Source organism: Halomonas sp. DP8Y7-1 (assembly GCF_019801685.1).
Lineage (GTDB): Bacteria > Pseudomonadota > Gammaproteobacteria > Pseudomonadales > Halomonadaceae > Halomonas > Halomonas litopenaei_A.
Genome location: NZ_JAHVIN010000014.1, coordinates 56,661 through 70,747 on the forward strand (window position 1 = coordinate 56,661; position 14,087 = coordinate 70,747).

The following is a 14,087-nucleotide window of genomic DNA, read 5'->3' on the forward strand; positions in this document are numbered from 1 at the left end:
TGTCGCGTCTGGCGTCAGGGGGTCTGGGCGAGTTCGAGCAACACCTGCAGCAGCACATTGGCGCCAGCGGTGATGTCTTCCATCGCGGTGTACTCTTCGATGTTGTGGCTGATCCCGCCTACGCTCGGGACAAAGATCATCGCCGTCGGGCATACCCGCGCCAGCATCTGGGCATCATGGCCGGCACCACTGGGCATGCGACGGACACTGTGTCCCAGTCGCCTGGCCGTGTTTTCGACCAGCTCCACCACGCCAGGATCGAAGTCGACAGGGGCAAACCGCGCAAGGGTGTGTCGCTCGAAGAGCAGCCCCTCCTGCTTCGCCAGCTCGCGCGCATGGCGCTCGACGTCCGCCTCGACCTGTGTGAGCACCCGATCATCGGTATTGCGCAGGTCGACGGTCATGCAGGCCGTTTGCGGTACCACGTTGACCAGGTCCGGGGTCAGCGACATGCGCCCTACGGTACCGACCTGATGCCCGCCTGCCTCACTGACACGACGCCTGACATAGCTGGCAGTGTCCATGGCAGCAAAACCCGCGTCCTGACGCATGTCCATGGGCGTGGTACCGGCGTGATTGGACCTGCCGGTAAAGCGATACTCGGCCCAGGAGATGCCCTGGACCTGCTCCACCGCGCCGATGGTAATGCCCTGGCGCTCGAGCACCGGCCCTTGCTCGACATGCAGTTCCACAAAGGCGTGCACATCGGGCTGGCCTACGGGGTGCTGACCCGCTGCACCGATGCGGTCGAGACAGTCGGCCACGCTCTCGCCGTCGATGCCTCGCGTCGTCAGGGCCTGCTCAAGCGTCATGCCACCCACGTAGACCAGGCTACCCATCATGTCCGGCGCAAATCGCGCGCCTTCCTCATTGGTGAAAAAGGCCACACACAGCGGTCTGCGCGTCTGAAGACCGGCACGGTTGAGCGTCTCCACGACTTCGAGCCCGGCCAGCACACCAAGATTGCCGTCATATACGCCGCCGGTGCGAACCGTGTCGATATGCGAGCCGGTCATCACCGGTGCCCCCGCTTCACGGCCGGCACGCAGGCCAAACACATTGCCGATGGCATCCTGGTGCACCTCGAGGCCAAGCTCATGCATCCGGCTCATCACCTTGTCGCGCCCTAGCCGATCCTCTTCCGTCAGCGCCAGTCGACAGACACCTCCTCCGGGCAGGCCGCCGACCTCCCCCAGGGTCTGGAGGCGCTGCCACAGCCGCTCGCCATCGACCCTCAGTTCAGCTGACATGACCGACCTCCCGGGCCCTGAACTGCCCACTGCGGACCTCGTCGGCACTGCTTCCGACCAGCTCTCGATAGACATCGTCGTCAGTGGCACCTTCGCTGCCAATCAACAGCACACGGCTCTCCGCCGTCAGCCCAAGGCGTGCTCCCAGCTCGGGATCCTGCTGGGCGATCAGCAGGCCCGCCAGTCCCGCTACGGCGCTTTCTCCCGCTACCAGCGGCGAGTCGCCCGCCACACCTGCTGCCAGCAGTTGCATGACCTCCACCGCGGCCTCGTCGGATACCGCGACGTAATCATCCACCCCTTCATCGAGCACTTCCCACGCCAGCAGAGAGACCTCACCGCAGGCAAGTCCTGCCATCAGGGTGTCGAGTTCGCCCTCGACCGCGACCGGCCGTCCGGCCTCGGCGCTTGCCAGCAGGCAGGCCGCTCGCTCCGGCTCGACCACGACCAGTCGCGGCCGCTCGGCGCCATAAGCCTCCCATAGTTGCGCCAGGGTCGCTGCCGCCAGTCCACCGACGCCACCCTGCACAAAGCAGTGCGTCGGCGGCTGACGCATCTGGGCCACCGCCTCGTCGACCATCACGCTGTACCCCTGCATCACGTCACGCGGCACATCCATGTATCCGGGGTAGGACGTATCCGAGACCACACACCAGCCATATTCAGCAGCATCCTCGGCGGCCTGGCGCACCGAATCATCATAGTTGCCTGGCACCCGCCGTATTTCCGCGCCAAAGTCTGCAATCGCCTGCTCCCGGCCCTCGGACACGGTGGCGTGAAGATAGATCACGCAACGCACGCCGAACTGACTAGCCCCCCAGGCGACCGACCGTCCGTGATTTCCATCGGTGGCACAGCAGACCGTCAGCCCTTCCAGCGCTGTGCGATACTCTCCGCGCATCAGGGCGTCGCTAGTGACCGCCTCTCCCAGGCGGCGCTTGATCAGCCGCAACACCGCGTAGGCTCCGCCGAGGGCCTTGAAGCTCTTGAGCGAAAACCGTTCGGCTTCATCCTTGTAGTCGATCACGGCCACGCCGCAGGCCTTGGCCAGGCCATCAAGCCCGACCAATGGAGTCGGCGCATAACCTGGCCAACGGCGAATTTCCGTTTGCGCCATATGAAGGGCTTGCGGGTTGAGCACGGCCCGCTGGCGCTCACCGATCAGCGTGTCGGTCGTCCTGCGAGGGTTGGCAACGTGACGCCAACGCGTCTGGTGGATCAGCGAAGACATGAAGCCTCCTGGGCATCGAGAATGGATGACGAGCAACAGCAGGCCGCTACCAAAGATCCGTCCTGCCCACACCGTCACGGTGTCGCGTGCCGCACCAGGGGGCTAAATCAGGGGCAAGATCAGGGGCAAGATCAGGGGCCTGACCAGAGGCCTCGCTAATGACCTTGCTGAAGGCATTGTCAGCGTCTGACCCAGCCGACACGCCGAAGACCCGGTGCGATGGCCTTCTTAATCTGAAATTACATTTTCATTTTGTCAATTGATGAAAAATGTTTTTTACAACGTTGGATGAGGTGCCATACTCTTTCCATGAACGATACGACCAAGTCACCAAGCCTCGAAGCCCGGCTGAGGGCACATCAGCAACAGCTGCCTCCCGCTGAACGGCGGCTGGCTGAGCTGCTGCTCAACTTTCCAGGGGATATTTCTCGCTACGGCGCAGGGGAGTTGGCCGATGCTGCGGGCACCTCACGTGCAGCGGCATCCCGTCTGTTTCGACGGCTCGGCTATCGTGACTTCAACGAGGCCAGGCAACAGGTTCGCGATGCCCAGCGCTGGGGGTCACCGCTGTATCTCTCCAGCAGCGGCGCCGTCCTGCGAGAGACGGCAGGCCAAACCGGGGACGTTGGCCAGGAGCACGCCACCGCTGCGCTGACCCAAGCTGACCTTGCCCAAGCTGGCCTTGCCCAACCCGACCTTGCCCAACCCGACAATGTCGAGCTGGCCGCACATCTGGCCCAGGAGCAGGACAATCTTGCTCGCAGCCTGACAGAACTCGACACTGGCGCATTGTCGGCGGTCGTTACCGGGCTGAGCGCCGCCCACCGCATCCACGTGGTGGGGTTTCGCAATAGTCAGATGCTGGCCAGCCTATTCCAGCGCCAGCTGCAGCTATTGCGAGCCGACGTCCAGCTGTTGCCCAAGGCAGGCCAGACGTTGGGGGAAGACCTGGTCGATATCGGCGAGGGGGACATGCTGATTCTGGTAGCACTCAGACGGCGCACCGGCATGGAACAGGCGGTACTGACAGCCTGTCACCAAAAGGGGGCAAAAAGCCTTTTGGTCACGGACCCATCCTGCCCCATGTCACTGACCAGCACCTGGCGCATTGAAGCACGCGTCGCGTCATCCTCCCCCTTTGACAGCTACACCTCATGCTTGAGCCTTATTCAAGCAATATGCACGACCTACTACCGTGAAAACATGGGCGCCTGCCAGGAGCGACTTCGCCGAGTAGAAGATCTTCATGAAGATCTTTCAGAACTCACAGGTTATTGATTCTAAATAAAAATACGTTAATAAACTGCACAGAGTTTCTGGCAATAAGGATGGATCCTTTTCCTTGCATGGTGATATTTCACTGCAACACCAGGCGAGCGATCGACCTATTTGGATGAGATGACCCAACTAGCTAACGCCGCCGTTGGCAAAAGACAACGCGTCATCAAATGGCGCCATGCACCAACCTGAAAAAGGTGGTGCACCAAGAGAGAGCTCGGGGGATTTGAAGGTGGCCATTCTTTTCCCCCAGGATTAACACAACTGCATGATTTAGAAGAAGACATCGAGAAATGGCACCAAAGATGTAAACAACAATGACACACCACGATGGGAGCCGCGCATCATGTCACCACACGACAGCCTGGCGTCGAGATGGAGCCATACCCTGGACCGTTGGGTAGAACGCTGCTGCGTCATTCTACTGGCGGCGCTGGTCATCACCGTCTGGGTCGGCATCCTGGCACGCTACGTACTGCCCTGGAACCTGACCTTCACCGAGGAACTGGCGCGTTACCTGATGATCTGGGTCGCTTTACTGGCAATTTCCATCGGCATCTGTCGGCGACAACATGTCGGCATGCTGGTGCTCTTCGACCGTCTCCCCTTGTCCGCCAAGCGCTTTCTCGCCCTGGCCTTTGACCTGGTCGGTATTGCCTTCTTTGCGGTGATGTTCGTCTACAGCCTGACCTACGTGGAAAGAGGGTTCAGTCAATCCACCATGATTTTCGGGGTGGCCAAGGGCTACCCCTACCTGATCATTCCGATCGCATCCGGAGTGGCCTGCCTGCAGCTCGCCCTGGCCGCCATTCGCGACCTCCAGCGCAGCGCCCCGCAACCCGCCCTGGACCGTAGCTGAGCAGGAGTCACGAACATGGTTATTGTTGCATCTGCGTTTCTGCTGCTGCTGGTAATTGGCATGCCGGTGGGTATCGTTCTAGGCGTCGCTGGGCTGATCGGTCTGATCGACATGGGCGGCGGCACCTTTCTGGCCATGGTGCCGGACAAGTTCTTCTCAGGCCTCAATCTCTTTCCCTTCCTGGCGATGCCATTCTTCATCCTGGCCGGCGAAATCATGAATCGCTCGGGACTGACCCTGAACCTGGTCAACTTCGCCCAGTCCCTGGTCGGTTGGCTGCGTGGAGGCATGGCACATTCCAACATGCTGGCTTCGGTCCTGTTCGCGGGGCTGACCGGCTCTGCCACTGCCGATGCTGCCGCTTTCGGCAACACCCTGGTGCCGGCCATGAAAAAGGCGGGCTACAGCGGCCCCTACGCCTGCGCCGTGACCGCCGCAGGATCGATCATCGGCCCCATCATTCCGCCTTCCACCCTGGCCATCATCTACGGGTCGCTGATGGGTGTCTCCATCGCAGGTCTGTTTGCTGCCGGTATCATCCCAGGACTGCTGCTGTGCCTTGTCTGCATGTGCCTGATCGCTGCCACAGCGCGTCGCCTCAACCTGCCCAAGGACCAGCAGGGCCCTAGCCTGGCTCGCATTCTCAAGGAATTTCGCCTGAGCTTGCTGGCGCTCATCCTGCCAGTGTTCATTCTGGGTGCCATCCTGACAGGCATCACCACCCCCACCGAAGCGGCTGCCCTGGCGGTGTTCTACGCCCTGTTCGTTGGCTGTGTGTGCTATCGCAACATCGGCTGGCGGGACCTCTATGACATGCTGGCCAGGACGGCACTGATTACCGGCGTCATCTTTCTGATCATCGCTTCGGCGTCGATCCTGGGCTGGTGGATGACCTTCAATCAAATTCCCCAGCTGATCGCCGACGCCTTCCTGTCAGTGTCGCAGTCACCGGTGGTCGTGGTGACCATGATCGTCGCACTGCTGCTGTTCATCGGCCTGTTCATGGACATCAACGCGGCACTTATCATTCTGGCTCCGGTACTCGCGCCACTAGCCGCCACCATCGGCCTGGAGCCGGTGCATGCCGGCATGATCATCATTTTATCGCTCACCATCTCGTTGATGACGCCTCCGGTCGGTGCCTGCCTGTTTGTCCTGGCATCCGTCACTGGAGAGCGCATCGAGTCGATCACTCGCTCGCTATGGCCCTTCATCCTGGTCGAGCTACTGGTTCTACTGGCAACCGCCTACTGGGCACCTATCAGCCTGGCGATTCCTCGCATGCTGGGGCTTGCCGACTGACCAGGCCAGCCACCTCAACCATCACGACAACAGCACAACAACAACCAAAACCACCGCAGCAACCAACGTAAAAAGCGAACGTAAAAAGCCATAGTGAATAACAACAGCAAGGAGTGACACATGTCCCTATCGACTCCCACCTTGACGCTCAAGCGCCACCTTCTCGTTGGCGCCGTGATGACGGCCACCCTGGTGGCCAGTAGCACAACGCTGGCGGCCACCACCATGCGTATTGCCCACCTCAATCCGCCGGACCCTACGGCCAGCAACTCCGGTGCGATGACCGCCGTCTTCAAGCAACTGGTAGAAACGGCTACCAATGGCGAGATCAAGGTCGAGGTCTTCCCCGCCGGCCAACTTGGCGAAGACGCCAACGTCATCAACCAGGTGGGTCAGGGCATCGTCCAGTCCACCATTTCCTCCGCCGGCGGGGTGGCGGAGCACTATCCCCGCATCGGCATCTTCGATATCCCCTTCGCCTTCCCCAATATCGCGGTGGCGACCGAAGTCATCGATCTCGAGAGTGACTTCGGTCAGGCCCTGGCAGATGACCTCGAGGCCGAGACCGACGGACTCAAGGTGCTAGGTCTGCTGGACAGCGGCGGATTCTTCCAATTCACCAATTCGCAGCGTCCCATCGAGACCACCGCGGACATGGAGGGTCTGCGCATCCGCACCATGACGCTGCCCACCCATGAGGCCATGATCAATGCACTGGGCGCGGAAGCGACGCCCCTGGCCTGGTCTGAGGTGTATACCGCGCTGCAGACTGGAGTAGCCGATGGTCAGATGAACCCTATCCAGCAGACGTCGTTTGCCAACTTTGACGAAGTCCAGTCCTACCTGACGGTCAGCAACCACCTGATCACTCCCTACGTCTGGCTGATCAACGAAGACTTCTACAATGGGCTCAGCGCCGAACAGCAAACGGTCGTTGACTGGGCCGCCGATGTCGCGGTTGATGCTGGCCGTTCGATGTCACGCATTATCGAGGCCTCGGACAACGGACTGCCCAAGCTGGCCGAGGGAATGGAAGTGAACGCCATCACCCCAGAAGCCCGCCAGGCCTTTGTCGAGATGGCTCAGCCAGCGGTGCGTCAGGTCATCGCCGAACGCTACGGCAGCGAGGGCGAAGCGCTGCTGGCCAGCATGCTCGATGCCATCGACAGCGCCAGCACGCCCTGACCACGACAGCGGCGAGTCAGCCTCTCGCCGCAAAAAGCCTTCAGGCCGCTTCCTGACGGAAGCGGCCTGAAGGGTCTAGACGCCGTACTTTCACTTCCTGCTTATGTTCCTGGCTATTTTCCTGGCTATGTTCCTACCCGTGTTCCTGGCTGTGTTGGTGCCGATTTCATCGACCACGCTACAGGGCTAGCTGGCGTTGAAGCCCATCACACCGTGGCGGCGTTCACCAGGGCAGAAGCACCGCTGATATCTGGCAGGCACTCGCCAGCGGCCAGACGTTCCAGGATGATCTCTTCCTGCCGCTGTAACTCCAGGGTGTGATCGATCACTGCATCGACCTCCGAGGGGGGGATGACCACCACGCCATTCTCGTCGGCCAGTACCACATCTCCCGCTGACACCACTACACCGCCGACGCTGACCGGCAGATTCATCGCGCCGCCCTGGTTGGCAAGCTTGGTGGTCAACGACGAAACACCGCGACTCCACACCGGAAAGCGCTTGGCCCTTATGGTCGCAAGGTCCGTGGCGGTGCCATCGATGATCACCCCGGCCAGTCCCAGACGAGAGCCAACTTCGGTCAGTACGCCACCCCAGCAGGCGTGATGTCGGTCGCCCTGACGGTCAATCACCAGGACGTCTCCCGGGCGCAGCAGACGCATCGCATGGTTGAGCAGGGTGCCATCCCCTGGTGGCAGTGACAGGGTGACGGCCACGCCGGCAATACGCACCTCATCGAGCTGACAGCGTATCTCGGGATCGATAAAGCCGCTCTCGCGGAAATGGCCGATGGTGGCGGTCTCGCACATCAGCAGGCGCTCGTGACGGGCTCCCTCCAGTGGGGCAGGAAGATCAGCAATGGTGTACATGTAACTCCCGTAATGCCATTACGTAACTACCACAATAACGGCTTGCAATGATGATTGAGGGCCGCTGAGGCCGGTTGAGTAGGTAACGCCAGGATCAGATCAAGCTGGGTAGCCAGGTGATCAACGCCGGCACCCAATAGAGCAGCAACATGCCCAGCAGGAAGCACAGCACGATGGGCCAGGCAGCAGCATAGATGGTCGGCATCGACACCGACGGCGCCCCGCCCTTGACCGCAAACAGGTTGTAGCCAAAGGGTGGTGTCAGGCTGCCCACCGCCAGATTGATCAAGAACAGCGTCCAGAACCATACCGGATCGAAGCCATAGGCCTTGACCAGCGGTGCATAGATGGGAATCACCACCATCATGAAGGCGATCTGGTCGATGAACATGCAGGCAATCAACGGGATCAGCATCAACAGCAGCAGCATCAGTCCGGCATTCAGGTCCATGGCGGTCGCCGCGGCGACAAGTCCCGAGGTTGCCCCGGTAAAGGACAAAAGCTGACTGAACAGCTTGGAGCAGGCCAGGATCGTGATGATCATGGCGCTGATGGACAACGACGACAGCAACGCCTGGCCTGCCATCTTGAGACTGAACTTGCGGTAGTAGATGGCCACCACAATGGCACCGAGCACCCCCGTGGCAGCGGACTCAGAAGGTGTCGCCACCCCCAGCATCATCAGCCCCAGCACCGAGAAGATGATGATCGAGAACGGCGCCATGTTGGCCAGGGCACGCCCTCGCTGTCGCCAGTTACCGCCACCGGAGTCATCCACCGCGGGGGCCCGCGACGGATCCAGCAGCATGCGCACGACCACATAGGTGACGAACAGCCCGGCCAGCAGCATCCCCGGGATGATGCCAGCGATCAGCAGACGCGCGATGGAAACATCGACCATGGAGCCAATGATGATGACCAGCAGGCTCGGCGGAATGATCGGTGCAAGGCCGGCCCCTCCTAGTATCAGGCCGATCGACAGGCGGTCGTCATAGCCGCGCTGCTGCATCGTCGGCAGCGCTGAACGGCTGAGCATGGCCGTCACCGCCAGGGCCGACCCCGACAGGGCACCAAACAAGGTGGATAGTGCCACGACAAAGAAATAGAGACGTCCCTTGATGCGCCCCATCAGGGTGTCCAGGGAGTCAAAGATGACGTCTATGGAGCCTGAACGAAACAGCAGCTCCCCCATCAACACAAACAGTGCGATGGTCGTCAGCGTCTCCGAGGTGACGGTGTCGTACACACTGTTGGCGAACATGCCGAAGCCGGCGCTGCCCATCAGCCAGAACGTGCCGGCCACATTGATCGCCAGAAACGCCACGAAGACCGGCACGCCCAAGGCAAACAATCCCATCAGCAGGGCGATGGCCACGCCCAGGGTCACATACCACTCCATCACCTAGCTCTCCTGCTGTGGGCTGTCGCCGTGGGTGTCGCTGGGCCACTCGACGGTGGCGGGAAACACCGCGCGTCGCAGAAAATGCAGCGCCGTGTTGGTGAAGCCGTAGCCGATAAAGCTCGATACCCAGACCTTGGGGATGTCGAGCCCCATGGCCGTGGTGGTGCCACTCGCCAGCTGGCGGGCGCTTTCGCTGATCAGCATCCACGCCGCCAGTCCACAGACCGCAGCGGTCAGCAGCGCCGTCACGCGCTCGAAGCCCTGCTGGCGCGCCGCCGGCAGGCTGTCCTGAACGACGCTGATCGCGATATGACCGCGAGTGCGAGCTAGCTCAGGCATGGCCAGGCTGGCGGAAAGACACAGGCAGTAGGCGACGATGGAACTCGACCACAGGGTCGGAGCATTGAAAAAGTAGCGGGCCACCACTTCGATCCAGAAGCACACGACGATGCCACACAAGGTGGCACCGCCGAGGTAAAAGCCGAATCGCGTGAGGCCATCGTGCCAACGGGCAAGGGTAGCCAGCATGGGTGCCATCCGCTTAGGGGGTCATGTCGTTGCTTTCAGCGATCTCACGCATCTTGGCGACCGCTTCGGGGGACTTGTCGAGTCCGAGCTGCCAGATGCCTTCGGTCACCAGGGCGTCGAGCCGCTCGGCGTCTTCCGGCGCAAACTCGGTTTCCTGCATGCCCAGCTCCTTCAGGCGCTCCCACTCTTCCACGGCCAGCTGATCGAGGATTCCGGCGATCTCAGCCTCGAGCGCTTCGCCCTGGGCCAGCAGAACGCTTTGCTCAGCGTCGTCGAGTCCGTTGAAGGTATCGAGGTTCATCAGCAGGTAGGTGTAGGTCTGGCCGAAGGTCGGCTTGGAGAAATACCCCGCCACTTCATGCCAGCCCAGGTCCTCGACGCCGTTGAGACCCCAGGCAGCACCGTCGATGACGTTACGGTCCAGGGAGGAATAGACGTCACCACTGGACATCAGTACCGGGGTGCCCCCCAGGCCCTGGGTCACGTTGGTGTAGGTGGGGCTGCCGCGCAGGCGTCGCCCTTCCAGTCCAGGCGTGCCATCGATGGGATCCTTGAGGATGTACTGGAAGCCACTGGAGCCCAGCGGGGGAATGGCCAGCAGCTTCAGGCCCAGCGCGTTGTATTCACTGTCGATAAAGTCCCACAGCCCGGATTCACGAGTCTTGGCAGGGTCGACGAAGACACCGTCCATGGCGGCACCGACGCCAGTGGTGTTCGTGTGGTAGGCGCCATGGGTGTAGAGCAGGTCGAACACCCCTGCCGAGACCGGCTGCAGCTGTTCGAAGGGCGGCACCACATCGGGTCCATTGAGGGCAATGTTGACGTCGCCATCGCTGGCACTCTGGACCTTGTCGATGTAGCGCTGGGCGACTTCACGGGTGTAGGCCGACGTCAGATCATAACTCGACAGCATACGCAGGTCGGTCGCCTCGGCAGGCGTCGAAACGGCGGACAGGGTCAGGCTTGAAAGCGACAGCGCTGACACGGTCAGCAGAGAGCGGGAGAGTCGGGACAGGGAGCGGTTCATGGGTTTCCTCGCGATTATGGTTGTTATCATCCGTGGCCGAGGCGGGAGGTGCCTGGCAAAAGGTTCCTGGATACCTTTTCAATCTAGTCAGGGCACGACGCCAGGGTCAACGACTATCAGGCCACGGAGTTTTTCGATTTTTAATACTTAGAATTTATGTGATTTATGCAAAAAAATACACACATAAACTCGCTAGAAGTAACGGCGCATTTTAAGCTGAGCCACAGCGGAAAAATCACCAAAAAGGTGCAACCGATGCGCCAGGGCGTCATGCCACGTCTGGTGTCCGTGCCCTCGGCATCGCTCACAACAGCAACAACAGCGATGCCAGCAGCGATGACAAGCCCAATATCAACAACAACGCCCACCATAGCGAAAGGAGCCAGCGATGCGGCCGATTCACGATACTCTGGACTGGAATCTGCTACGTACCTTCATCGTCATCGTGCAGGAAGAAAGCGTCAGCAAGGCCGCCGTGCGCCTGTATCTGTCGCAGCCGGCGGTCAGCCTGTCGCTGAAACGCCTGGAGGAGCGGCTCGGGCAAAAGCTGATCGAGCGCGACAGCCATCGCTTTCGGGTGACCCAGGCGGGCCAGCTGGTCTATCGCGAGGCGGTGGATATCTACGCCAACGTAGCGCGCCTGGCGGCATCGGTGGGAGAGGCGGATCCCGAGGTCGCCGGCCACGTCTCACTGGCGTTTATCACCGGCATTCAATGTCGCTTTCTCGACAGCGTGCTGGCCGCCTTCCATCGTCGCTATCCGCAGATCACCTTCGAGATCGAGGACATGTCCAGTCAGGAGGTGCAGCATGTGCTGTCCCAGCGCCAGAGCGCCCTGGGCATCTGTCTGGCCCAGGGCTGCCCGGATAATCTCGACAGCCAGATTCTGGCCCGTCAGCGCTATCGCCTGTTCTGTGGCCGCAGCCATCGGCTGTTCGGCAGGGACAACCTGCCGATGGACGAACTCCAGCGTGAGGCCTACGTGTCCTTCGGTAGCGAACAGCTCGACGGAGTGCTGTCGCCGCTGGCCGTGTTTCGCGCCCAGCACGGTCTCAAGGGCCCGGTGGTAGGCCAGTCCAGTCGCCTGCAGGAAATCGAGCGCATGGTCATGGCGGGATGGGGCATCGGCTGTCTGCCGGAACACCTGGTCGCCCGAGAGGTCGCGGACGGCGACCTGTGGCCATTGCCGCCCTACGCCGGCGTGGCCGACATCGACCTGCACGTGATGTGGCATCGTGAAGGTCGCGCCAGTGTTGCCGAGACGACCTTCATCGAGTTCTTTCAGACCTGCATGGCCAAGGTGCCGATGGAAGCTCGGCTGACGACCGGTATCGACATGGCCGATGCCGCTTTGACTCCGCTCGCCGCCTCGCTCACCCCCGACGACCCAGGCTAGCCATCTGCGCGATAAGCGGGGCGATAAGCAGGGCTATCACCGGCTCAGGGCCGCCTCGCGAATCGCGCTTAGACGTTTACCGGGGGCGATGCCGTCGGTTTCGTAGCGCAGCTCGATCAGGGCTGGGCGCCGCTCACGCTCGGCGTAGGCCAAAGCACGCTCAAAGGCGCCGTCGAAGTCCTCGTCACGGTCAACGACTTCGCCCAGGCCACCGTAGGACTCCACCAGGGTGGTAAACGCCGGGTTGGTAAAGGTCAGCGCAATCTCACGTCCCGGAAAGTCATTTTCCTGATGGGCGCGAATGGTGCCCCACATGCCGTTGTTGAACACCAGCACCACGATACCCACGCCATACTGCAGTGCGACACCCAGCTCCTGCAGGTTCATCTGGAAGCAGCCGTCGCCGGCGAAGCACACGGCAGGACGATCAGGGTATTCAAGCTTGTATGAGATCGCGGCCGGCAGCCCGTAGCCCATTGACCCTACGGTCGGCGCCAGTGAACTGCCGAGGCCGGAAAAGCGCACGTAGCGGTGGGCATAAAGCGCGTAGTTGCCTGCCCCCACCGTGACGCAGCCCTGTCCCTGCAGCCGACGGTCCACGCTACAAGCGACACGGTCGAGGCTCAGCGGTCCCGGCGCGGGCTGCGGCTCAAGGGTGGCCAGATAATCGGCACGGGCGGCACGGGTCTGCTCGGCCCAACGTGGCGGCGCATCAGGGGTCAGCGCGTCCAGGCCGCTGGCAAATCCGACCACGTCAGCGTTGATCGCAAGGTCAGCATGATAGACCCGGCCCAACTCCTCCGGGTCCGGATAGACATGCACCAGCGTCTGGCGGGGACTCGGCGACTGAATCCAGGAGTAGCCTTCGCTGGTCGCCTCCCCCATGCGAGTGCCGACAGCGATCAGCAGGTCGCTGTGTTTCAGGCGCTCGCGCAGGGCATCATCCATGGCAAAGCCGACATGTCCAGCGAACCGTTCATCGTGCTGGTCATAGCATTCCAGCCGGCGCCAGGCGACACCCACCGGCAAGTCGAAGCGCTCGGCAAAGGCGACCATTTGCGCCTGGGCCTCGCTCGTCCAGCCGCTGCCGCCAATCAACAGGAAGGGACGCTCGGCCTCGGCCAGGCGTGCCTTCAGTTCAGCCAACTGATCGCGTGAGGGATAGCTATGCAAGGCTGCCATGGGCCGGGCGTCAGCAACCTCCGCTTCGCCCCACAGGGTGTCTTCGGGCAGCGCCAGCACCACCGGCCCCGGTCGACCGCTGGTGGCCACACGGTAGGCTCGGGCAATGTACTCGGGGATGCGATCGGTGGCATCAATCTGCGCCACCCACTTGGCCATGGGGCCAAACATGCGACGGTAGTCGATCTCCTGGAAGGCCTCACGCTCCACGAAATCGTTCCCCACCTGGCCGACGAACAGAATCATCGGCGTGGAGTCCTGGTAAGCGGTATGCACGCCGATGGACGCGTTGGTGGCTCCGGGTCCTCGTGTGACGAAGCAGATGCCGGGCTCGTTGGTCAGCTTGCCGTAGGCCTCGGCCATATAGGCCGCGCCGCTTTCCTGTCGACAGACGATGGGGTCGATGGCACCACGGTGCTCGTTCAAGGCATCAATGCACGGTAGATAGCTTTCACCAGGCACCAGAAAGACTCGGCGCGCGCCGTGTAACCGCAGTTGATCCATCAGGATCTGACCACCGTTGCGGCGTGGTTGAGAGGCAGAAGTCACGGCAGTTGTCGCTGGCTGGCTCATGTCAG

The 14,087-nt window shown here is 61.6% G+C and carries 12 protein-coding genes; 5 read left to right on the plus strand and 7 right to left on the minus strand.

Going from position 1 to position 14,087, the window contains the following annotated elements; genetic code table 11:
- Nucleotides 1-14 precede the first annotated feature (14 nt).
- Complete coding sequence (locus KUV41_RS17140; RefSeq protein ID WP_222486867.1) at nt 15-1,250, minus strand: Zn-dependent hydrolase; 1,236 nt, start codon at nt 1,248-1,250, stop codon at nt 15-17.
- The gene (locus KUV41_RS17145; protein WP_222484138.1) at nt 1,240-2,481 is read right to left on the minus strand and encodes a diaminopropionate ammonia-lyase; all 1,242 of its coding nucleotides are present in this window, start codon (nt 2,479-2,481) and stop codon (nt 1,240-1,242) included. Before KUV41_RS17145 ends, KUV41_RS17140 begins: the two co-directional genes overlap by 11 nt.
- 309 nt (nt 2,482-2,790) lie before the next feature.
- Here KUV41_RS17145 and KUV41_RS17150 point away from each other — a divergent pair, with 309 nt between their 5' ends.
- From KUV41_RS17150 to KUV41_RS17165, 4 genes are all read left to right on the plus strand, one after another.
- Nucleotides 2,791-3,759 carry a MurR/RpiR family transcriptional regulator gene (locus tag KUV41_RS17150; protein ID WP_222486868.1) on the plus strand — a complete coding sequence of 323 codons (969 nt, stop codon included), beginning with the start codon at nt 2,791-2,793 and terminating at the stop codon, nt 3,757-3,759.
- A gap of 346 nt (nt 3,760-4,105) precedes the next feature.
- Nucleotides 4,106-4,618 carry a TRAP transporter small permease gene (locus KUV41_RS17155; protein ID WP_222162326.1) on the plus strand — a complete coding sequence of 171 codons (513 nt, stop codon included), beginning with the start codon at nt 4,106-4,108 and terminating at the stop codon, nt 4,616-4,618.
- A gap of 15 nt (nt 4,619-4,633) precedes the next feature.
- Nucleotides 4,634-5,920, plus strand: a complete 1,287-nt coding sequence (locus KUV41_RS17160; RefSeq protein WP_222162325.1) for a TRAP transporter large permease — start codon at nt 4,634-4,636, stop codon at nt 5,918-5,920.
- A 120-nt stretch (nt 5,921-6,040) separates the two neighbouring features.
- Complete coding sequence (locus KUV41_RS17165) at nt 6,041-7,105, plus strand: DctP family TRAP transporter solute-binding subunit (protein ID WP_222484141.1); 1,065 nt, start codon at nt 6,041-6,043, stop codon at nt 7,103-7,105.
- A gap of 206 nt (nt 7,106-7,311) precedes the next feature.
- Here KUV41_RS17165 and KUV41_RS17170 read toward each other — a convergent pair whose 3' ends face one another.
- The 4 genes from KUV41_RS17170 to dctP all read right to left on the minus strand — a co-directional run bounded on the left by KUV41_RS17170 (nt 7,312) and on the right by dctP (nt 10,931).
- Nucleotides 7,312-7,974, minus strand: coding sequence for an RraA family protein (locus KUV41_RS17170; RefSeq protein ID WP_222486869.1), 663 nt, complete (start codon nt 7,972-7,974; stop codon nt 7,312-7,314).
- Between the two features lie 94 nt (nt 7,975-8,068).
- Nucleotides 8,069-9,373, minus strand: coding sequence for a TRAP transporter large permease subunit (locus tag KUV41_RS17175; RefSeq protein WP_206942559.1), 1,305 nt, complete (start codon nt 9,371-9,373; stop codon nt 8,069-8,071).
- 3 nt (nt 9,374-9,376) lie between these two features.
- Nucleotides 9,377-9,904, minus strand: a complete 528-nt coding sequence (locus tag KUV41_RS17180) for a TRAP transporter small permease (RefSeq protein WP_206941929.1) — start codon at nt 9,902-9,904, stop codon at nt 9,377-9,379.
- 13 nt (nt 9,905-9,917) lie between these two features.
- Nucleotides 9,918-10,931, minus strand: coding sequence for a TRAP transporter substrate-binding protein DctP (gene dctP, locus KUV41_RS17185; protein WP_206941931.1), 1,014 nt, complete (start codon nt 10,929-10,931; stop codon nt 9,918-9,920).
- A 388-nt stretch (nt 10,932-11,319) separates the two neighbouring features.
- Between dctP and KUV41_RS17190 the strand changes: the two genes are divergently transcribed.
- Nucleotides 11,320-12,327 carry a LysR family transcriptional regulator gene (locus KUV41_RS17190; protein WP_222486870.1) on the plus strand — a complete coding sequence of 336 codons (1,008 nt, stop codon included), beginning with the start codon at nt 11,320-11,322 and terminating at the stop codon, nt 12,325-12,327.
- A 36-nt stretch (nt 12,328-12,363) separates the two neighbouring features.
- Here KUV41_RS17190 and KUV41_RS17195 read toward each other — a convergent pair whose 3' ends face one another.
- Nucleotides 12,364-14,058, minus strand: a complete 1,695-nt coding sequence (locus KUV41_RS17195) for a thiamine pyrophosphate-binding protein (protein ID WP_315900606.1) — start codon at nt 14,056-14,058, stop codon at nt 12,364-12,366.
- Nucleotides 14,059-14,087 lie beyond the last annotated feature (29 nt).